Source organism: Oceanidesulfovibrio marinus (genome assembly GCF_013085545.1).
Taxonomy (GTDB): domain Bacteria; phylum Desulfobacterota; class Desulfovibrionia; order Desulfovibrionales; family Desulfovibrionaceae; genus Oceanidesulfovibrio; species Oceanidesulfovibrio marinus.
Window position 1 is genome coordinate 1,581,800 of record NZ_CP039543.1, and the last position, 19,677, is coordinate 1,601,476.

20 protein-coding genes are annotated in these 19,677 nt (G+C 61.9%); 18 read left to right on the forward strand and 2 right to left on the reverse strand.

All coding sequences use genetic code 11. The annotated features are described in order from the left end of the window. The first annotated feature begins 44 nt into the window (after positions 1-44). The 18 genes from E8L03_RS07120 to E8L03_RS07205 all read left to right on the forward strand — a co-directional run bounded on the left by E8L03_RS07120 (position 45) and on the right by E8L03_RS07205 (position 16,769). Positions 45-905: an NAD(P)-dependent oxidoreductase gene (locus tag E8L03_RS07120; RefSeq protein ID WP_144306080.1), complete on the forward strand. Its 861-nt coding sequence runs from the start codon at positions 45-47 to the stop codon at positions 903-905. A 135-nt stretch (positions 906-1,040) separates the two neighbouring features. Further along, on the forward strand, positions 1,041-2,039 hold the full coding sequence (locus tag E8L03_RS07125; protein ID WP_171266944.1) for a TRAP transporter substrate-binding protein: 999 nt from the start codon (positions 1,041-1,043) through the stop codon (positions 2,037-2,039). Positions 2,040-2,076: 37 nt separating this feature from the next. Further along, positions 2,077-2,607, forward strand: coding sequence for a TRAP transporter small permease (locus E8L03_RS07130; protein ID WP_171266945.1), 531 nt, complete (start codon positions 2,077-2,079; stop codon positions 2,605-2,607). A 3-nt stretch (positions 2,608-2,610) separates the two neighbouring features. Then, positions 2,611-3,915, forward strand: coding sequence for a TRAP transporter large permease (locus tag E8L03_RS07135; protein WP_171266946.1), 1,305 nt, complete (start codon positions 2,611-2,613; stop codon positions 3,913-3,915). 65 nt (positions 3,916-3,980) lie between these two features. After that, a complete protein-coding gene (locus E8L03_RS07140; RefSeq protein ID WP_280530787.1) occupies positions 3,981-5,420 on the forward strand; it encodes an NAD-dependent succinate-semialdehyde dehydrogenase in 1,440 nt (479 codons plus the stop codon). A 91-nt stretch (positions 5,421-5,511) separates the two neighbouring features. Beyond that, entirely contained in the window at positions 5,512-5,967 is a 456-nt protein-coding gene (locus tag E8L03_RS07145) for an aldehyde ferredoxin oxidoreductase N-terminal domain-containing protein (protein ID WP_171266948.1), read from the forward strand. Between the two features lie 155 nt (positions 5,968-6,122). Next, a complete protein-coding gene (locus E8L03_RS07150; protein WP_144306074.1) occupies positions 6,123-6,407 on the forward strand; it encodes a UxaA family hydrolase in 285 nt (94 codons plus the stop codon). Positions 6,408-6,410: 3 nt separating this feature from the next. Further along, entirely contained in the window at positions 6,411-7,571 is a 1,161-nt protein-coding gene (locus tag E8L03_RS07155; protein WP_144306073.1) for a UxaA family hydrolase, read from the forward strand. Between the two features lie 241 nt (positions 7,572-7,812). After that, on the forward strand, positions 7,813-8,370 hold the full coding sequence (locus E8L03_RS07160; RefSeq protein WP_171266949.1) for a 4Fe-4S dicluster domain-containing protein: 558 nt from the start codon (positions 7,813-7,815) through the stop codon (positions 8,368-8,370). After that, on the forward strand, positions 8,367-9,263 hold the full coding sequence (locus E8L03_RS07165) for a CoB--CoM heterodisulfide reductase iron-sulfur subunit B family protein (RefSeq protein WP_171266950.1): 897 nt from the start codon (positions 8,367-8,369) through the stop codon (positions 9,261-9,263). The genes E8L03_RS07160 and E8L03_RS07165 overlap by 4 nt, the downstream gene beginning before the upstream one ends. Before the next feature lie 79 nt (positions 9,264-9,342). Next, a complete protein-coding gene (locus E8L03_RS07170; RefSeq protein WP_144307507.1) occupies positions 9,343-11,322 on the forward strand; it encodes a CoB--CoM heterodisulfide reductase iron-sulfur subunit A family protein in 1,980 nt (659 codons plus the stop codon). Continuing rightward, on the forward strand, positions 11,289-11,804 hold the full coding sequence (locus E8L03_RS07175) for a hydrogenase iron-sulfur subunit (RefSeq protein WP_144307508.1): 516 nt from the start codon (positions 11,289-11,291) through the stop codon (positions 11,802-11,804). The genes E8L03_RS07170 and E8L03_RS07175 overlap by 34 nt, the downstream gene beginning before the upstream one ends. Continuing rightward, positions 11,791-12,750, forward strand: coding sequence for a 4Fe-4S dicluster domain-containing protein (locus E8L03_RS07180; RefSeq protein ID WP_144307509.1), 960 nt, complete (start codon positions 11,791-11,793; stop codon positions 12,748-12,750). Before E8L03_RS07175 ends, E8L03_RS07180 begins: the two co-directional genes overlap by 14 nt. A gap of 4 nt (positions 12,751-12,754) precedes the next feature. Next, complete coding sequence (locus E8L03_RS07185) at positions 12,755-13,813, forward strand: 4Fe-4S dicluster domain-containing protein (protein ID WP_171266951.1); 1,059 nt, start codon at positions 12,755-12,757, stop codon at positions 13,811-13,813. A 15-nt stretch (positions 13,814-13,828) separates the two neighbouring features. Next, entirely contained in the window at positions 13,829-14,671 is an 843-nt protein-coding gene (locus tag E8L03_RS07190; RefSeq protein WP_144307513.1) for an FAD/NAD(P)-binding protein, read from the forward strand. A 24-nt stretch (positions 14,672-14,695) separates the two neighbouring features. Next, on the forward strand, positions 14,696-15,169 hold the full coding sequence (locus tag E8L03_RS07195; RefSeq protein ID WP_171266952.1) for a ferritin-like domain-containing protein: 474 nt from the start codon (positions 14,696-14,698) through the stop codon (positions 15,167-15,169). A gap of 233 nt (positions 15,170-15,402) precedes the next feature. Beyond that, the gene (locus E8L03_RS07200; RefSeq protein WP_171266953.1) at positions 15,403-16,287 is read left to right on the forward strand and encodes a hypothetical protein; all 885 of its coding nucleotides are present in this window, start codon (positions 15,403-15,405) and stop codon (positions 16,285-16,287) included. 98 nt (positions 16,288-16,385) lie between these two features. Next, entirely contained in the window at positions 16,386-16,769 is a 384-nt protein-coding gene (locus E8L03_RS07205; protein ID WP_216367950.1) for a glutaredoxin family protein, read from the forward strand. 60 nt (positions 16,770-16,829) lie between these two features. On the opposite strand, the gene E8L03_RS07210 is transcribed toward E8L03_RS07205, so the two are convergent. Next, on the reverse strand, positions 16,830-17,297 hold the full coding sequence (locus E8L03_RS07210) for a hypothetical protein (protein WP_171266954.1): 468 nt from the start codon (positions 17,295-17,297) through the stop codon (positions 16,830-16,832). 90 nt (positions 17,298-17,387) lie between these two features. Continuing rightward, positions 17,388-19,661, reverse strand: coding sequence for a tetratricopeptide repeat protein (locus E8L03_RS07215; protein WP_171266955.1), 2,274 nt, complete (start codon positions 19,659-19,661; stop codon positions 17,388-17,390). Between the last annotated feature and the right edge of the window lie 16 nt (positions 19,662-19,677).

The following is a 19,677-nucleotide window of genomic DNA, read 5'->3' on the forward strand; positions in this document are numbered from 1 at the left end:
CTTATCGTCATCAGCTCCCGATCAACATGAAAAAGGAGGCGTCTATGCAGATTGGATTCATCGGAGCAGGCCTCATGGGCGGGCCGCTGGCCCGCAACCTGATCCGGGCCGGCAAGAGCGTGCTCGTGTTCGACCTGAGCCAGGAGGCTATTGCCAGAACCCTGGAAGTCGGCACCAGCGGCAAGGCCGCGGCTTCTATCAAGGATCTCAAGGATTGTGACGTTGTCTTCACCAGCCTTCCCCTACCCCAACACATCAAAGGCGTGTGCCTGGACGATGGAGGCCTCTACTCGGTGTTGAAGGAAGGCGCTCTGCACATCGAGCTCTCCACCATCGATCCCGGCACTGCCAACGAGCTGGCAGCGGCCGCCAAGGCCAAGGGAATCGACTATCTGCAGTGCACCCTGGGCAAGACTCCGGCCCACGCCGAAAAGGCCGAGGAGCCCATGTTCATAGGCGGCGAACAGGTCCTGTTCGATCGCAACTCCGAGCTTTTCAAGATCATCGGTATCCCCGAGTACGTCGGCGGCATCGACGCGTCCTGCGCCGTGAAACTGATCTCGAACATGGTGGGCATGACCAACTTGGCCGTCCTGGCCGAGGGCATCAAGGTCGGCGATGCGGCCGGTATGGACCGCAACCTGCTTCTGGAGCTTCTGAGCGACACCGGCGCACGCAGCTTCCAGATGGATGTTCGCGGCCCCTGGCTCGCGGCGGACGACTATGCCCCCCGTTTTGGTCTGGACCTCGCGCTCAAGGACGTGCGGCTTGGTCTGGAAATGGCCCGGGCGTGGGATCTGAACCTCAAGTCCATGGAAGCAGCTCTCGAATACTACAAACAAGCCAGCCAGGACGGTTTTGGCAAGGAGGATTGCAACGCGGTAGCGAAAGTCGTGGGTAAATAAAAGAACATGCAGCGCTGCGAGAGGTGCTGGACGGCCTCTTGGAGTTCAATGCAGGCGTCGAATGCTGCGCTGGTGGAGCGTGTCCCCGATAGCAGCAGGCGACGTTCAAGCCTGGAGCACAAGGAGAGAGTGAATATGAAACGACTTCTTATCCTCATCACGGTTATGGCGTTTGTTTTTGGCGCTGTACAGGTTCAGGCGGCGGACTACCAGAAAATGACCATCCGGGCGGCTACGGCCAACCCGACAGGCAGCTTGCACACCACGGCTATCGAGAAGTTCAAGGAAATTGTAGAAAAGGAATCCGGCGGTAATATCAAGGTGCAGACCTTCTTCGGCGGCTCCATGGGCGACGAGCAGTCCAACGTCCGTCAGCTCCGCAGCAAGGAGATCCACCTGGCCGTGCTGGCCGTGGGCAACCTGACGCCTTTCGCACCCCAGGCCAACATTTTCTACCTTCCGTACATGTTCCCCACCATCGAAGGCGCCTACCAGCTGCTTGGCGACGAGGCCTTCGTGAAAAAGACCTCGGACATCATCGCCAAGGAAAGCGGCACGCGTCCTCTGGCTTGGCTGGTCGGCGGCTACCGCCATCTGACCAACTCCGTGCGCCCTGTGAAGAACATTGATGACCTGCAAGGTCTCAAGATTCGCGTTCCCCCTGTCGAGATTCAGCTCGAATCCTTCAAATCCTGGGGCGTTGAGCCGCATCCCCTGGCCTGGTCCGAGACCTTCAACGCTCTGCAGCAGGGTGTTGTGGACGGTCAGGAAAACCCGCACACCGTGAACCGCGACCAGAAGTTCTGGGAAGTGCAGAAGTACATCACCGAGCTCCACTACCTGCTGTGGGTTGGTCCCATGCTGGTGAGCGAGTCCTGGTTCCAGAAGCTTGATTCCGACACCCAGGCGCTGATCCAACGCGCCGCAACCGAAGCTGCCGCCTACGAATGGAAATGGGCTGCCGAGCAGGACCAGATCGCCCTGCAGCAGTGCCTGGACCATGGCATGGAGATTACCACCCTCGAAGATGAGCCTGTCTGGCAGGAAAAGGCTCGTTCCTTGTGGCCCAAGTTCTACGACCAGGTTGGGGGCAAGGAAATGATCGACGAAGCAGTGGCCATCATCTCCAACTAGTATCCTGATTTGATCAGCTAGAAAGGGACAGGCAGCCATGTTTCAACAACTGACACGATTGTTACGCTTGTTTTACAATAACTTCGAGGAGGTCTTCAGCGCGCTCTGTGTAGGCGCAATGGTTGCCTGTCTCATGATCCAGGTTGGGGCACGCTGGATTACGGGCGCCGGCGTGCCATGGACCGAGGAATTGAGTCGCTACACATTTTTATGGTCTGTATTCGTGGCCGCCGCACTGGTGGCAAAGCAAGGAACGCACGTACGCATCTCCGCACAGTATCTGCTCATGCCTCCCAAGGCGCGGCTCGTCTTCCGCATGTTCGTTGACGCCCTCTGGGTCTGCATGAACCTGTACATCGCATCACTGAGCTGGAACGTCATCCAAAGCGGGCTTGAGTTCCCGGAACTCTCCCCCACACTGAACATCGTCCGTGGCTATGTCGAAATGATCATCCCCTTCGGATTCGCTCTCATGAGTTGGCGCATAGTGGAAGGCTACATCATCCACTGGCGCAAGGGCACGTTGCTTAACATTGTGACTGAACCTCACGAGTACGAAGGGAGCTAGGCGATGGAACTTTCAGTAATGACAATGGTGCTGATTTCCCTCGGCGCCCTATTCATCCTGGGCATGCCAGTCTTCATGAGCCTGGCCGTAGCCTCCATCGTAGCGCTGTCGTACGGCGGCTATCTGCCCATGTCGGTGGTTCACAACTCCATCTTCGATGGTCTGAACATCTTCCCGCTGCTGGCGATTCCATGCTTCGTCATTGCCGGCACGCTCATGGAGCACGGCAACATCACCAGCCAGATAGTCGGGGTGGTGAAACAGCTCGTTGGCCGAATGCACGGCGGTCTGGGTATCACGACCATTCTGGCGTGCACCTTCTTCGCCGCCATCTCGGGCTCCGGGCCGGGCACCGTGGCCGCTGTGGGCACCATTCTCGTACCGGCCATGCTGCGCAGTGGCTACAGCAAGGAATACGCCGCGGCCACGTCCTCGTCGGGCGGCACCATCGGCCTGCTCATTCCGCCCAGCAACCCCATGATCATCTACGCGATCCTGGGCAACGTTTCGGTCACGGCCATGTTCACGGCCGGCTTCATCCCCGGCTTCGTGGTCGGCGTCAGCATGTGCACCACGGCCTGGTTCGTAGCGCGCAAGAAGGGCTTCGGCGCCGATCCGGATACGCCGCCGTTCAACCTGACGATGTTCCTCAAGAGTTGCTGGAGCAGCTTCTTCTCCCTGGCCACGCCTTTCGTCATCCTGGGCTCGATCTACACCGGGCTGTGCACGCCGGTTGAGGCTGCTGTCCTGGCAATCGGCTACGCTCTGTTCGTCGGCTTCTTGGTCAATCGTTCGTTGAACCTGAAAAAGGTCTACTGGTCTCTTCTGGAAGGCGCGCAGATCTGCGGCGCTGTGCTGCTCATCGTGGGCACCTCCACCCTGTTCGGCAAGATCCTGACCTTCGAGGAAGCACCGCAGCGCCTGGCCGAGGCCGTGCTCAACATCTCCAACGACCCGAACATGGTGATGCTGATGATCATCGGCGTGCTCATCGTGCTCGGCATGTTCATGGAAACCCTTTCCACCATCATCATCCTTGTGCCGGTGCTCATGCCCATGCTGAACATGCTGGGCATCGATCCCATCCACTTCGGCGTGATTCTGGTTGTGACCAACGAGATGGCGCTGCTTACTCCGCCTCTCGGTGTAAACCTCTTCGTGGCCTCACGCATCGCCAATGTCTCTGTTGAGCGAATATCCGTGGGCGTCCTGCCGTATCTGGCGACGTTGATACTCTGCATTCTGCTCTTCACTTTCGTACCGGATATCGTCACCTGGCTCCCCCGCGTGACGGGATACGGGAACTAAAAACTGAAACGCAATCCTGCGTAAACCATATACATGTGAGTGATGCAATGAGCCTAACAGAAACAATGTTGTCCCGAACTGCATGTGCAGTAAACGGTGAATGGATTCAGGCCGATTCCGGCAAAACCATTGACGTCCGCAACCCTGCAAACGGCGACGTTATCGGCAGTGTGCCCCTTTGCGGCAAGGAAGAGACCGCCCGCGCCATCGCCGCTGCCGAAGCGGCCTGGCCCGCATGGCGCGCCATGACCGCCATGGAACGTGGCGACATCATCATGCGCCTCCATAACCTCATGATCGAGGAGCGCGAGGAACTGGCCCGTCTGATGACTCTGGAACAGGGCAAGCCCCTGGCCGAAGCCCGCGGCGAAATCGGCTTCGGTTGCAGCTTCCTGCGCTGGTTCGCCGAGGAAGGCCGCCGTGCCTACGGCAGCGTCATCCCCGCCCCCTGGCGCAACAAGAAGATGATCGTGACCCGGGAGCCCGTTGGCGTTGTCGGCATCATTACGCCCTGGAACTTCCCCACGGCCATGATCTGCCGGAAGATCGGTCCGGCCCTGGCCGTTGGCTGCCCGGTAGTCATCAAGCCTGCCAGCCAGACCCCCTTCTCCGCCCTGGCCGTTGCCGAGCTCGCCAAGCGCGCCGGCGTGCCCGACGGAGTGATCAACGTAATCACCGGCTCCTCCAAGGAGATCGGCGGCGAGATCACCAGCAACCCCACGGTGCGCAAGGTCAGCTTCACCGGCTCCACCACCGTCGGCAAGATGCTCCTGGAGCAATGCGCCAGCACGGTGAAGAAGATGTCTCTGGAGCTGGGCGGCAACGCTCCGTTCCTGGTCTTTGACGATGCGGACCTCGATCTGGCCATTCCCGGCGCCATGAACAGCAAGTACCGCAACACGGGCCAGACATGCATTTGCACCAACCGCTTCCTGGTGCAGGACGGCATCTACGAGGAGTTCCTGGAACGCCTGGGCAAGGCCGTCAACGACCTCAAGGTGGGTAACGGCATGGAAGACGGCGTCACCCAGGGCCCGCTGATCGACGAAAGCGCCGTCATCCGCATGGAAGAGCAGGTAGCGGACGCCAAGAAGCAAGGCGGCCGCATCGTGATGGGCGGCAAGCGCCACGCCCTCGGCGGCACCTACTACGAGCCCACCATCATCGCCGACGCCACGGAAGAGATGCTTTTCGCCAAGGAAGAGACCTTCGGCCCGGTTGCTCCGGTCTTCCGCTTCCAGACCGAAGAGCAGGCCGTCAAGCTGGCCAACAGCACCGAGTTCGGCCTGGCCGGATACGTCTACACCCAGGACCTGGGCCGCGCTTTCCGCGTTTCCGAGGCGCTGGAGTACGGCCTGGTCGGCGTGAACGAGAGCCTCATCTCCACCTGCGAAGCGCCCTTCGGCGGCGTCAAGGAAAGCGGTTTTGGTCGCGAAGGCTCGCAGTACGGCCTCGATGACTACACCGTGCTCAAGTACACCTGCATGGCCGGGCTGGGTGCATAGCTGGGCCCCAGCAACAAAAACCATTAACGTAGACGCATAGCTGCCAGAAAACTTGGAGATTGTTCCGATGCCGTCCGGATACACAGAAACAATGCTGCACGGGGACCTAGCCACACGCCGGATCGATGTGGATGAGGCCACCGGGCAATGGTCCCGCACCTGTGTGGGGGGCTCCGTCTTTGCCCCCTCCCCTCTGCGCAGGGTGCCGGCCCAGAATGTGAATTCGCTCGAATCCGACAATATCCTTAAACTGGCGGCAAGCGTCATCAGCGGCGCCCCCGTCTCAGGGGCCAACCGCATTATTGCTGCATCCAAGTCGCCGCATATCGACCGCTTCGGCGAGTCCGAAACCGGCGGCTGCGTCGGTCCTGAGCTCAAGTCCACCGGCTTCGACGCTATGGCTGAGAAGCCGGTGGGCCTGAGCATCATCAACGGCGTCTTTGGTCAGCACGAGGAGCTGAACTGGATGGACTGCGCCCGAAGCTCCAGCGGCGCGGGCTATGCGGAACAGCCCCTGAACAGGCAATTTTTTGGGCCAGGGCAATGATGTCTGGGCCTGCAAATTTCGTAGGCGCGCCGGGCTTGGTCCCGGATTGCTGCCACGACCGCCGGATGCGCTGTGTAGCAACCGGCAACACAAGACAGGAACTGCGGGTTGTCTGCGGTTCTCAATAGTCACCCCAACTACGTAAGGAGACCAACATGGCTATCGATTTTTTGGTGCATGAAGCCGCAGACGGCGTGGGCGTCGTCGTGGTGGAAGGGCTCAAAGCCAATCAAGAAATCAGCGGCTGGGTTATGAAGGAAGACCAGACGATTACGGTCAAAATCCTCAACGACATTCCGATCGGTCACAAAGTGGCGCTGAAAGACTTCAACGTCGGCGACACCGTGATCAAATACAACACTGATATCGGCAAAGTCGTGGCGCCCATCAAGAAAGGCGAGCACCTCCACGTCCACAACGTCAAAACCAAAAGGTGGTAAACAATGGAAACCAAGTTTTTAGGATACCGTCGTGAGAACGGCCGTGTCGGGGTGCGCAACCACGTAGTCATTCTGCCCCTGGACGACCTGTCCAACGCAGCCTCCGAGGCCGTCGCCAACAACGTCAAGGGCACCCTGGCCCTGCCCCACGCCTACGGCCGCCTGCAGTTCGGCGAGGACCTGGAGCTCTACTTCCGCACCGTCATCGGCATGGGCTGCAACCCCAACGTTGCCGCTGTCATCGTCATCGGCATCGAGCCCCAGTGGACCAACCGCATCGTTGAGGGCATCGCCAAGACCGGCAAGCCCGTTGCCGGCTTCTCCATCGAGCAGAACGGCGACTTCAACACCATCTGCGCCGCTTCCAAGAAGGCCAAGGAGTTCATGCACTTCGCCAGCGAGCAGCAGCGTGTCGAGTGCGATGTGAAGGAACTCTGGATCTCCACCAAATGCGGTGAGTCCGACACCACCTCCGGCATCGCCACCAACCCCACCGTTGGTAACGCCTATGACAAGCTCTACCCGCTGGGCAACACCCTGCTCTTCGGTGAGACCACCGAGCTCACCGGCGGCGAGCACCTGGTAGCCGAGCGTTGCGTCAACGACGAAGTGCGCGAGAAGTTCCAGTTCTTCTTCGATCGCTACGCCAAGGTTGTCGACGACCACAAGACCAGCGACCTTTCCGACTCCCAGCCCACCAAGGGCAACATCGAGGGTGGCCTGACCACCATCGAGGAAAAGGCCCTGGGCAACATCCAGAAGATCGGCCACAAGGCCCCTGTCGTTGGCTGCCTGGATAAGGCCGAGGCTCCTACCGGTCCTGGCCTGTGGTTCATGGACTCCTCCTCCGCCGCTGCAGAGATGGTCACCCTGGCCGCCGCTGCCGGCTTTGTCATTCATTTCTTCCCCACGGGTCAGGGCAACATCATCGGCAACCCGATCCTGCCCGTGGTCAAGCTTTGCTCCAACCCGCGCACCCTGCGCACCATGAGCGAGCACTTCGACGTGGACGTTTCCGGCCTGCTGCGCCGTGAGATGACCCCGGACGAAGCCGGCGATTCTCTGCTGGAGATGATGCTCCGCACTGCCAATGGCCGCCTCACCTCTGCCGAGGTTATGGGCCATCGCGAGTTCATCATCACCCGCCTGTACGAAAGCGCCTAGCCTTTCATCAGTCCCCGAATATCGATTCGGGGGGATTGCAGCCCCCGAGGTATGGTCTTACATACCTCGGGGGTACTTGTTAGAAGGCGAGTAGCTCGGTAGAGTTGGCAATGAAATACAGCAACCCTTCAACTCGTGAACCCTGGTGGTTCTCACTCCCCACCTCCCCTTGGCCTCACCGTACGGCTCACCCCTTCCTGGGATACGCACCATCAAGCAAGCCACGCACCAAGGAAAGTTTATGGAAGTCATCAACATCACGAAATCCTACGACCCGGATTTTGTTGCAGAGGTAGAAGCCGAGAGCGAGCAGAACGTTCGGCTTTGCTACCAGTGCGGCAACTGCACGGCGGGTTGTCCGTACACGTTTGCGTACGACATCCCGGTGAGCCAGATCATGCGTCTGGTTCAGGCGGGTCAGAAGGAGAAAGTTCTCAGCTGCCGGTCGATCTGGATCTGCGCGACGTGCGAGTCGTGCACGACGCGCTGCCCGAACGACATCGACGTAGCCCGGCTCATGGACGTGCTGCGGCACATGGCCCGGCGGTACAACTACAACGCCGTGCCCACGGTCCGCACCTTTGTGGACAGCTTTCTCAACTCGGTGGAGAAGCATGGCCGCGTCTTTGAGATGGGTCTGATGGCCGCCTACATGACCAAGACGGGCCGTTTCTGGACGGACACCGATCTGAGCCCGAAGGTCCTTCCCAAGGGCAAGCTTTCCTTCAAGCCGCATCGCATCCAGGGCAGGGACGAAGTGGCCAAGATTTTCGAGCGTTACAAGGAGCAGCAACGATGAGCGAGGCGCGCACCTACGGTTACTATCCGGGCTGCTCCGGCATGGGCACGTCCATGGAGTACGAGCGCTCGACCCGCGCGGTCTGCGAGGCGCTGGGCATCAAGCTTGTGGAGCTGGAGGACTGGAGCTGCTGCGGTTCCACGCCTGCGCACACGGTGGACCACGTGCTGTCGGCCGCCTTGTCCGGCCGCAACCTGTCCATCGCGGAGTCCATGGGTCTGGACACGGTGATCACGCCCTGCCCGAGCTGCCTGACCAATCTGAAGACCGCGACGCACCGCATGGAGAACCCGGAGTTCAGGTCCAAGGTGGACAAGCTTCTGGACAAGCCCGCGCCCGGCGGCGTGGCGGTCAAGTCGGTCCTGCAGGTCATTTTCGAGGACGTGGGCCCGGATGCCATCCGCGAGAAGGTGGTCCGGCCGCTGGATGGACTGGCGCTGGCGCCGTACTACGGCTGCCTGATGAACCGCCCGCCCGAGGTGATGCAGTTCGACGATCCGGAGAACCCGACGTCCATGGACGAGATCCTGAAGGCCCTGGGCGCGGACGTGGTGCCGTACGGTCTGAAGGTGGAGTGCTGCGGCGCATCGCACGGCATTGCCCAGAAGGACGTGGTGACCACGCTTTCGGGCCGTCTGCTCGACCTGGCCTACGCGGAGCACGCCGTCGCCATGGTCACGGCCTGCCCCTTGTGCCAGATGAACCTGGATTTACGCCAAGGCCAGATCAACTCGGCGAACAAGACCAATTACAAGATGCCCATTTTCTACTACACCCAACTTCTCGGCATCGCCCTGGGCCTGCCCGAGAAGGAGCTGGGATTCGATAAACTGGCGGTGAACCCGGCCCCGGTCCTGAAAGCCATCCAGGAGCCCTCGCATGCCGCGAGCTAAACAGCCTGGCCGCACCTCCGGCTGTTTTTCCACGCGCATCCCCTACCCGGTCACAGCACCTGCCAAGGAGTAGTATTTTATGAAAATCGGAGTCTTCGTTTGCCACTGCGGCTCGAACATCGCCGGCACCGTGGATACCGAAAAGGTCGCAGCCGCGGCGCGCAAGCTGCCCGGCGTGGCCTTTGCCACCGACACCATGTACGCCTGTTCGGAGCCCGGTCAGGAAGGCATTGTCGAGGCCGTCAAGGAGCACGGTCTGGACGGCGTCGTGGTGGCGAGCTGCACCCCCCGCATGCACGAGGCCACCTTCCGCCGCACGGTGGAGCGCGCCGGCCTGAACCGCTACATGTTTGAGATGGCCAACATCCGCGAGCACGTCTCCTGGATTGGCAAGGACATGGACGCGAACACGAACAAAGCCGCCGAGCTGGTAGCCATGGCCGTTGCCAAGCTGCGCGAGGACCGGCTCCTGTTCCCCAAAAAGTTCGACATCAACAAGCGCGTGATGGTCCTGGGCGGCGGCGTGGCCGGCATCCAGGCCGCGCTGGACTGCGCTGACGGCGGTCTCGACGTCGTGCTCGTGGAAAAGACCACGACCATCGGCGGCAAGATGGCCAAGCTGGACAAGACCTTCCCCACAGTGGACTGCTCCAGCTGTATTCTGGGCCCCAAGATGGTGGACATCGCCCAGCACCCCAACATCACGCTCTACGCCGCGTCCGAAGTGGACGACGTTTCCGGCTACGTGGGCAACTTCAAGGTCGCCATCCGCAAAAAGCAGACGTACGTGGACTGGGACCTCTGCACGGGCTGCGGCCAGTGCATGGAGAAGTGTCCCAGCAAGAAGACGCCGGACGCGTTCAACGAGTTCATCGGCCCGACCACGGCCATCAACATCCCGTTCCCGCAGGCCATTCCCAAGAAGGCGTCCATCAACGCCGAGGCGTGCATCATGCTCACCAAGGGCAAGTGCGGAGCCTGCGCCAAGGTCTGTCCGGTGGAAGCCATCCGCTTCGACCAGCAGGAAGAGATCGTGCACGAGGAAGTGGGCGCCATTGTCGCGGCCACGGGTTACGACCTCTTTGACCACAGCAAGTACCCCGAGTACGGCGGCGGCCGCATCCCGGACGTGATCACCTCGATGCAGTACGAGCGGATGCTCTCGGCCTCCGGCCCCACGGGCGGCCACATCAAGCGGCCCTCCAACGGCGAGGAGCCCAAGAACGTAGTCTTCATCCAGTGCGTGGGCTCGCGCGACAAGTCCGTGGACCGGCCCTACTGCTCTGGCTTCTGCTGCATGTACACGGCCAAGCAGACCATCCTGACCAAGGACCACATCCCGGACTCCCAGTCCTACGTCTTTTATATGGACATCCGCTCGCCGGGCAAGAACTACGACGAGTTCACCCGCCGGGCCATGGAGCAGTACGGGGCGCGGTACATCCGCGGCCGCGTGGCCCAGGTGTACGAGAAGGGCGACACCCTCATCGTGCGCGGCGCCGACACCCTGACCGGCACCTCCATCGAGGTGGAGGCGGACCTGGTGGTCCTGGCCGTGGGCGCGGAGTCCGCCAAGGGCGCGGCCCAGCTGGCCGAGAAGCTGCGCATCTCCTACGACACCTACGGCTTCTACATGGAGAGCCACCCCAAGCTGAAGCCGGTGGAGACCAACACGGCCGGCGTGTTCCTGGCTGGCTGTTGCCAGGGTCCCAAGGACATCCCGTCCTCGGTGGGCCAGGGCAGCGCCGCGGCGGCCAAGGTTCTGGCCATGTTCTCCAAGGATCAGCTGGAGAGCGATCCCCAGATCTCCCAGGTGGATATCAAGCGCTGCATCGGCTGCGGCAAGTGCATGAGCACCTGCCCCTTTGGCGCGATCAAGGAAATCGATTTCCGCGGCCAGAAAAAGGCCGAGGTCATCGAGACCGTGTGCCAGGGCTGCGGCCTGTGTACGGCCACGTGCCCGCAAGGCGCCATCCAGCTGCAGCACTTCACCGATAACCAGATTCTCGCAGAGGTTACTTCGCTATGCCCCCCCTTGCTGGAAAAGAGCTTCGAATAGTCGGCTTCCTGTGCAACTGGTGCTCGTACGGCGGCGCGGACACGGCAGGCGTGGGCCGGTTTTCCCAGCCCACGGACCTGCGCATCATCCGGGTCCCCTGCTCCGGCCGTATCGATCCGCTGTTCATCCTGCGGACGTTCATGAACGGGGCCGACGGCGTACTGGTCTCGGGCTGCCACCCGCGTGACTGCCATTACTCCGAGGGCAACCTCTATGCCCGCCGCCGGCTGGAAATCCTCCAGCGGCTGATGCCCTTCATCGGCATCGAGCCGGAGCGGTTCTCCTACACCTGGGTCTCGGCCTCGGAAGGCCAGCGCTGGCAGAAGGTTGTCGGCACCTTCACCGACGAGATCCACGCCATCGGACCGGCCAAGCCCTTCGGCGTCTCCATGGAGCAGCTGGAGAAGCAGATGGCCGGCGTGCTGGCCAGCCCCGAGAACGCAGGCGCAGAGAAGCAGGAGGTGGAACGTGCCGCATCTTGATGAACTCAAATCCGCCATCAAAGAGCGCCTGCCGGAGCTGGACTTCGTTATCGGCTGGGGCCGCGGGTTCGATCCCATCCACGCCACCCCGCTGTTCATGCGGACAGAGGCCGACGTGGACAAGCTGGAGTGGGGTCCCCTGAACGTGCACAACACCGCCACCTACCTGCCCAGCCTGCGCGGCAAGAAGGTGGGCGTGGTGGTCAAGGGCTGCGACAGCCGCTCCGTGGTCCAGCTGATGCAGGAAAACCTCATCGATCGCGAGGACCTCGTGATCTTCGGCATGCCCTGCACCGGCGTGGTCGATCTCACCAAAATCAAGAACGCCGTGGGCGACCTCGGCATGGTCCGCGACGTGCAGATCTCCGGCGACACCATCACGGTGACGGCCGGCGGGAAGGAGCACGCCCTGGCCCTGGCCGACGTGCTCAACAACAAGTGCACGGTCTGCCAGTACCACAACGCCGTGCTCTCCGACGTCTTTGTGGGCGAGCCCATCGAGCCCAGCGTGCCCGAGGACCAGGTCTACGCCGACATCCTGGAGTTCGAAGAGCAGACCCCGGCCGAGCGCATGGCCTTCTGGGAATCGCAGATGAATCGCTGCATCCGCTGCTACGCCTGCCGCAACGCCTGCCCCATGTGCGTGTGCCGCGACCACTGTGTGGCCCAGAGCCGCGATCCCAACTGGCTCTCCCAACGCCACGACGTGGGCGAGAAGATGATGTTCCAGCTCATCCACGCCATGCACCTGGCCGGCCGCTGCACCGAGTGCGGCGAGTGCGAACGCGCCTGCCCGGTGGACATCCCCCTCGTGCGCCTGAAAAAGAAGATCAACAAGGAAATCAAGGAGCTCTTCGACTATCAGGCCGGCATCGACCCCGAAGCCACGCCGCCGCTGCTCGCCTTCAAGGTGGAGGAGCAGAACATCCGAGAGAGGGAGTGGTAATTCCATGAATTCCAAATACATTCCCGCAGACAAGCTCACCGCCTGGCTCGACGGGCTCGCCGCGGACAACCGCGTGCTGGTTCCGGTGGTGGAGAACGGCTCCATCGTCTTCCGCCCGCGCGAGGCCGGCTCCGATACGCCGCTGGAGCTCGAAAAGCAGGCCACGGTGCCGCCCAAGAACGCGGTCTTCCCGGCCAGCGAGCCCCTGCTTACCTTCAGCTACCAGAAGCACGAGGACGAGCCCGAGAAGGTGGACGTGAGCGTGCAGCCCACCATCAACGCCCAGCCCACCGTGGTCTTTGGCTGCCGCCCCTGCGACGCACGCGGCTTCACCATCTTCGACAACGTCTACGGCGCCGACATCTATTACGAATCCCGGCGCGAGAAGACGGCCTTCATCTCCCAGGTCTGCAAGGAAACCGCCAACACCTGCTTCTGCCACTGGACAGGCGAAGGCCCGGCGGATTCCCGCGGCAGCGACGTGCTCGCCGTGCCCGTGGACGCGGGCTATGTGCTCGAACCCGTTACGGAAAAGGGCGAAGGCCTGCTGACCTCCTCCCTGCTCGCCGACGCATCCAAAGAGCAGCAGGACGCCGCGGCCCAGATGAAGAAGGACGCCCGCGAACAGCTCGGCGAGGCCGTGGACGTGAGCGAGGCCCGCGGAGCCCTGCTGGCGCTCTTCGACAACATGGAGTTCTGGGAGGACGTCTCGGCCAAGTGCATCAGCTGCGGGGCCTGCACCTACCTCTGCCCCACCTGCTACTGCTTCAACATCACGGACGAGACCTGCGGCTCGCAGGGCCACCGCGTGCGCTCCTGGGACAACTGCATGTCCTACCTCTTCACGCTGGAGGGCAGCGGCCACAACCCCAGGCCCACCAAGGCCCACCGCCTGAAGAACCGCGTCGGTCACAAGTTCAGCTACTACCCCGGCCTGCATGACGGGCTCATCGCCTGTTGCGGCTGCGGCCGGTGCATCAAGAGCTGTCCGGTCAGCGTGGACATCCGCGAGATCGTCCAGCGCGCCATCGAGACCGCTGCCGCAGAAACCAAGGCCAGTTAGAGGACGCCACCGATGATGACGAACATGCCTGAGAAAAACCTGTATCTCCCGGAGATCGCCACCATTCAGGAGGTCATCCAGGAGACCCCGAATATCAAAACCTTCCGCGTGATCCTCGACGACGAGGAAAAAATGCGGGAGTTCACCTACGAGCCCGGACAGGTCGGACAGCTCTCCGTCTTCGGCGTGGGCGAGTCCACCTTTGTCATCAACTCGCCGCCAACCCGCAAAGAGTACCTCCAGTTCAGCGTCATGCGCGTGGGCGAGCTCACCAGCAAGCTCCACCAGCTCTCGGCCGGCGACAAGATCGGCGTGCGCGCCCCCCTGGGCAACTACTTCCCCTACGAGTCCATGAAAGGGAAGAACATCGTCTTCATCGGCGGCGGCATCGGCATGGCCCCCTTGCGCACCCTCATGCTCTTCATGCTCGACAACCGCGCCGACTACGGCGACATCTCCCTGCTCTACGGCGCGCGCAGCCCGCAGGACATGGCCTTCCAGTACGAGCTGCCCGAATGGCTGGAGCGCAAGGACCTCAATACCGTGCTCACCATTGACAACCCGTCCGAAGGCTGGGAGCACACCGTGGGACTCATCCCCAACGTGCTCCTGGAAATGGAGCCCAGCGCCGAGAACACCGTGGCCGTCACCTGCGGCCCGCCCATCATGATCAAGTTCACCATGCAGGCGCTCAAAAAGCTCAAGTTCGAGGACACCCAGATCATCACCACCCTGGAAAAACGCATGAAATGCGGCGTGGGCATCTGTGGCCGCTGCAACATCGGCGACAAGTATGTCTGTGTGGACGGCCCTGTCTTCACCGCGGCCGAGCTGGGCGAACTTCCCAACGAGCTGTAAGCCAGCGCGAGAAAAGGAACGCACATGAAGTTCTTCAAAGCCAACGAGGTGGCCCAGGCCGCCGTGGAAATAGAACGAAAAGGCCAGGCCTTCTACCGCAACGTGGCCAATGCCGCCTCGGCACAGGCCGCCCGTGATCTCTTCACCTTCATGGCCGGCGAAGAGGCCAAGCACGAGGCGATCTTCCAGGCCCTCAAAAACCGCCTCGGCGAAATCGAAATGCCGGCCTACTCCAATGCCAATGAGTACCAGGAGTACCTCGAAGCGCTCATCGACTCACACGCCCTGTTCAGCGGCGGCATCGCAGAACGCCTGGCCTCCGAAGCCAGCGACATGGTCACCGCCGTGAACATCGCCCTCGCCTTCGAAAAAGATACACTGCTCTTCTTCCTGGAAATGAAGGAACTCGTCCCGGACTCAGAAAAACCCATGGTCCAGAAATGCATCGAGGAAGAACGCTCCCACATGCGCATGCTCCACGGGCTTTTGAAGGACTAGGCGCACGCGGCACGTTGTAGTTTCCGATTTGTCGCAGAGGCGCTGAGCAGGCAGCCAACCGGCACAGCCCTCATCCTCCACGCGCGGGAAAGGGGCCTTCGGGCCCCTCCTCCCAAATCCTCAACGCCTGCCGGACGACAAATCACCGGGAGATGGTCGTACATCTGCGTGCTTCCGCTCGAATGAGCTTTCGAAGCATCTCGGCGCACGGCCCATCACATGAGGACAAAGCCATGTTGAATACGCCGCTGCACTACCATGATCCTGAGGATTTCGCGGCTTTCGATCCCTTCGCGTCCGTGAACACGGACCTCTTCGGATCGCCCGGGTCATCCTTCAATGTGCAGAAACCGATCCGCTACTTTGTCTCCAGCCTGTTCGCGGCATGTACGAAGCAGCGCGATCGCGTGCGCGACGCCCCTTTCATCGGTCTGTCCAGGAACAAGCGCTATACGTACAGCGGCGAACCGCTGGACCAGTTCGACCTCGACGTCCTGCTGCACTGCACGGCCGCTGCCGGCTCGTCGCGTCGCCGCGGCACATGGATCGAACACGCGACCCTCATCAAGTCTCTGGGCAAACGCAACGAAGCGAGCACGCGCCAGCGCATATGCGACAGCCTGGCCCGGCTGCAGGAATGCACCATCGGCATCGAGGGCCACGGCTACCGCTACATGACCCGGCTGGTGAATCGCGCTTTGCTGGACGAAGATGCCTGCGCTAGTCTGGTGGAGATCAACAGCGATTTTGCCGGAGCTATCCGCCTGAGGCGCGGCCTCGATCTGATGCTCAACGAGCGCCGCAGCCTGGGCGCCGATGGGCTTTCCAAATGGCTGCACGGCGTGCTCTGGATCTTACCCGCCGGTTTCTCTTCGGACTTCGCCACCCTCTGCGAACTGAGCGGCATGAGCCACATGAATGCCTGCGATTTTGAAAAGCAATGTCGTGAAGCACTCGATCTGCTCGCCGAGAACAGTATGATCACGCAATATGACGTGCGACAAGGCGGCCGGCTCCTGGTGGAGGGGCGGGGCAACACCGCGCATGCCAAAGTCTGCGGCTTCCTGTCTCTCGTCCACGACTCCGACCGTGAAAAGCGGACAGCAGAGTGCGACTGATACAGGGGCCGGAGCACCACCAATGAGCAAACCTATTTTGTACGCCAGGAGCTTCTGCGTGCGCTCGGCCCATATCCAGCATCCAGCAGCAACTCGCCATGCTGGGCATGGACTTTGAGACGGTCAACATCGATTACATGGGGCAGGCCGCCCAGAGGGCGTTGCTGCAAAAGCTGGAGCAGCGCGTATCGCCGGTCGCCTTTCCCCTCATGATTCTGAACCCCGGAGACGACATGACGCGCCCCAAGCTCTTCGCACTCAGCACTTGCATGCACTGCGCCAGGGTCAAGGCGCTGCTCATCTCTCTGCATGTCGATTTCGACACGCTGTATGTGGATCGCCTGGCCGGCGAGGAACGCAGCCACTGCATGGGCGAGCTCGAAAACTATACTCCAGAGCTTTCCTTCCCAACCCTTGTGGTTGGCGACGATGTGGTCATCGGCGCCAGAGAGCAGCGCATCCGCGAGATTCTGCTCGGATAGTGAAGTAACGACACAGAGAAGTACGAGCCGCCTCGTAACTCTGTGCCGGACAACGAAGATTCACATCGCCAGCCGAGGTACTCGAGCTGGGAAGTGAAACGGCGCCGCCGTGGACCAGGACCATGCCTCCGGATCCGAAAACCACGGCGGCGTCTCATTTTTTACCGCCAATACGCGGCTGTAATTATCCCTTATATCCTTGCCGGGTCCGGCTCTCGTGGTCGGAATCCCTATGCCTCTGGGGTTGCCGCCACAGCCCCTTTCCCGGGCAGGGACTGCCGTTTGACCACGGCGAACGCCGCCCCCCAGGATGACGATGAGCGACACGGCCCCGAAAAAAGGCAGCACAGGCATCAGGATTCCCAGGGGCACCAGCTTCAGCACCGGCCCGGCCACCACGCCGGCCAGCACCAACCAGGCCATGTCCGGAACGCCGGTCCTGGTAAAAATGAACTCACCCGCCCGCCCCAACAGCAACAACACCGCGATGATCACCATGGTCTTGGTGACGGGATCAACAACGAGCATACGAAGGTCCTTGTTGAAGAGTTCGCATGGTTATCCCGGCCTGCAAGCCGTCTGAGCCCCCCGCTGCACCAGCGGCCAAACGCGGCGCTGCTATTGCCCCAGATGCTGCAGGAACTGCCGCGCGCCTTGGTGCTCCGGATGTTCGCGGAGCAGCTCCTCGGCCATTGCGCGCGCCTTGTCCACCTGCCGCGTGCGCAGATAGAGGTCCGCCAGCGCCAGAAAGACGTCCTGATCCTGCGGGTCCAGGGACAGCGCCTTGTGGAACGCCTGCTCCGCCTGCTCCGGCCGGCGCAGGGCCACCAGTATCTGCCCCTGGTTGTAGTAGGCGCGGGCGTAGTGCATGCCGGCCGCGGCCCTGCCCACGTAGTACGCCGCATCCTCGTACTGCTTCATCTCCGCCAGCAGCAGGCCCAGGGAGTACGACACCTCGTACAGCTCCGGCTCCTGGGCCACCACCTCACGCAGCAGCTTCTCGGCCAGGCGGTTCTTGCCCTGGCGGTTGTAGAGCATGGCCAGGTTCACCTTGGCCGGGTAGAACCGGTCGTCGATTGCAATGGCCTTTTCATAGTCCGCTTGCGCGCCCTGCTCGTCCCCCAGATTGACGGCCAGGTTGCCCAGATTGTAGCGCTGCGGCGCCAGGTCCGCGTTGTAGAGCATGGCCTTGCGGTACTCGTTCAGCGCCTCGTGGAAAGCGTCCCGGTCGTCCCGACGCAGGCGCTCCTCCGGCAGCATGGAGAGCATCATCGCCGCCTCCATGCGCACCGCCTCGACCGGGTCGTACAGCTTGGGTGCGATCCGCTTCAGCCGCGTCTCGGCGTCGAAGTACTCCAGGCTGCGGATGGCGGTGTAGCGGATCACGGCGTCGTCGTCCTCCAGCGCCCTGGCCAGGGTGGCCTGGCTGGCCTCTCCGGGATAGGCACGCAGCAGGCTCAAGGCAGTAGCCCGGACAATGGCCGGCAGCAGCGCATCCTCGGCCAGGCGGATCAGTTCGATATCCGCGCCGTCCGTATGCTCCCTGCCGGCTTTGATGACGGCTCCGTAGTGCGGCCTGCGGGTCTCGCCGTACCATTTCGTGTAGTTCTCGATGTTCCAGGCCAGGGTCTTGTCCGCGTGGCAACCTTCTGCCGAGCAGGCGTCGGGCGTGCCGAGCACCGCGCTCAGATCGGGCCGGGGAATGCGCAGGCTGTGGTCCGGCCGGTAGTCGATGCCCATGTAGTAGCGACCGGGCATGTGGCACCTGACGCAGAGATGGCCCTCGCTCGGTTTGCCTTCGTGCTCTTTCTTGTGGAAGTGGTGCGCCTTGGAGTCGTAGATCTCCGCACGATGACACTGGGTGCAGAGCTCGTTCTTCTCCTTGTGCGTCTTGAGGCTGTGCACGTCATGGCAGTCGTTGCAACGCACGCCGCGCTGGTACATCTTGCTCTGCACGAACGATCCGTACACGTAGACCTCGTCGAGGATCTGGCCGTCCGGGTAGTAGAGGCCCTCATTCAAAAGCTGTGGAACCATCAGATCAAGCAGATCGCCCTCCTGGTGATGATTGTCGCCCAGCTGGAACCGCCGGGAGTGGCACGGCGCGCAGATTCGGATCAGCTCGCCGGTGTCGAGGTCCCCGGTGCGCACCGCCAGCCCGTAATTCTCGATCTTCGCACGCGCCAGCGGCGGCTTTCCCGCCCACTCCATATGCTTTGAGCCGGGGCCGTGGCACGCCTCGCAGCCCACGTCGATCTCGAACCACGTGGTGCTGTAGGTATCCGTGGCCGGGTCGTACCCCTTGTTTACGTTGGTGGAATGGCACTCGGCGCACATTACGTTCCAGGTCTGCCCGCCCTTGGTCCAGTGCAGCCAGTTGTCCGGCGTGATGCGCTCCAACGGCGGCAGGCGATACCACTGCTTCCTGTCCACATCCCAGGCGATGTTCAGGCACTGCAAACGGCCGCCGGGGAATGGGACGAGGTACTGCTGCAACGGGTAGACGCCAAAGGTGTAGGCGATCTCGAACTCGCCGCGCTCGCCGCCCGGCCCCTCGGTCTCCACAAAGAACTTCTCGCCCTTGCGGAAGAAGCGGGAGGTGACGTTGTTGTACGCGTCGAAAAAGGTGCCGTTTCCGAAATCCCCGAGCACCGTGGCCTCGGTGGCGACGTCCATGGCCCGGTCGTGGTCCGAGCCGCGCCACTTGTCGTAGGCGGCCTCGTGGCACGACTTGCACTTCTCGCTGCCCACGAACTGCGCCGGAGCTTCCGGTGGCGGCGGTGCAAGGGAGCGCGACCTGAGCAGGTAGATCCCCGGCGACAGCAGGATGACGACCGCGGCGATAAGCGCGAGCCGTTCCCAGCGAGTGATGTCGGCGGCGTGTCTGCTCATGGATCGAGTTCGCTTT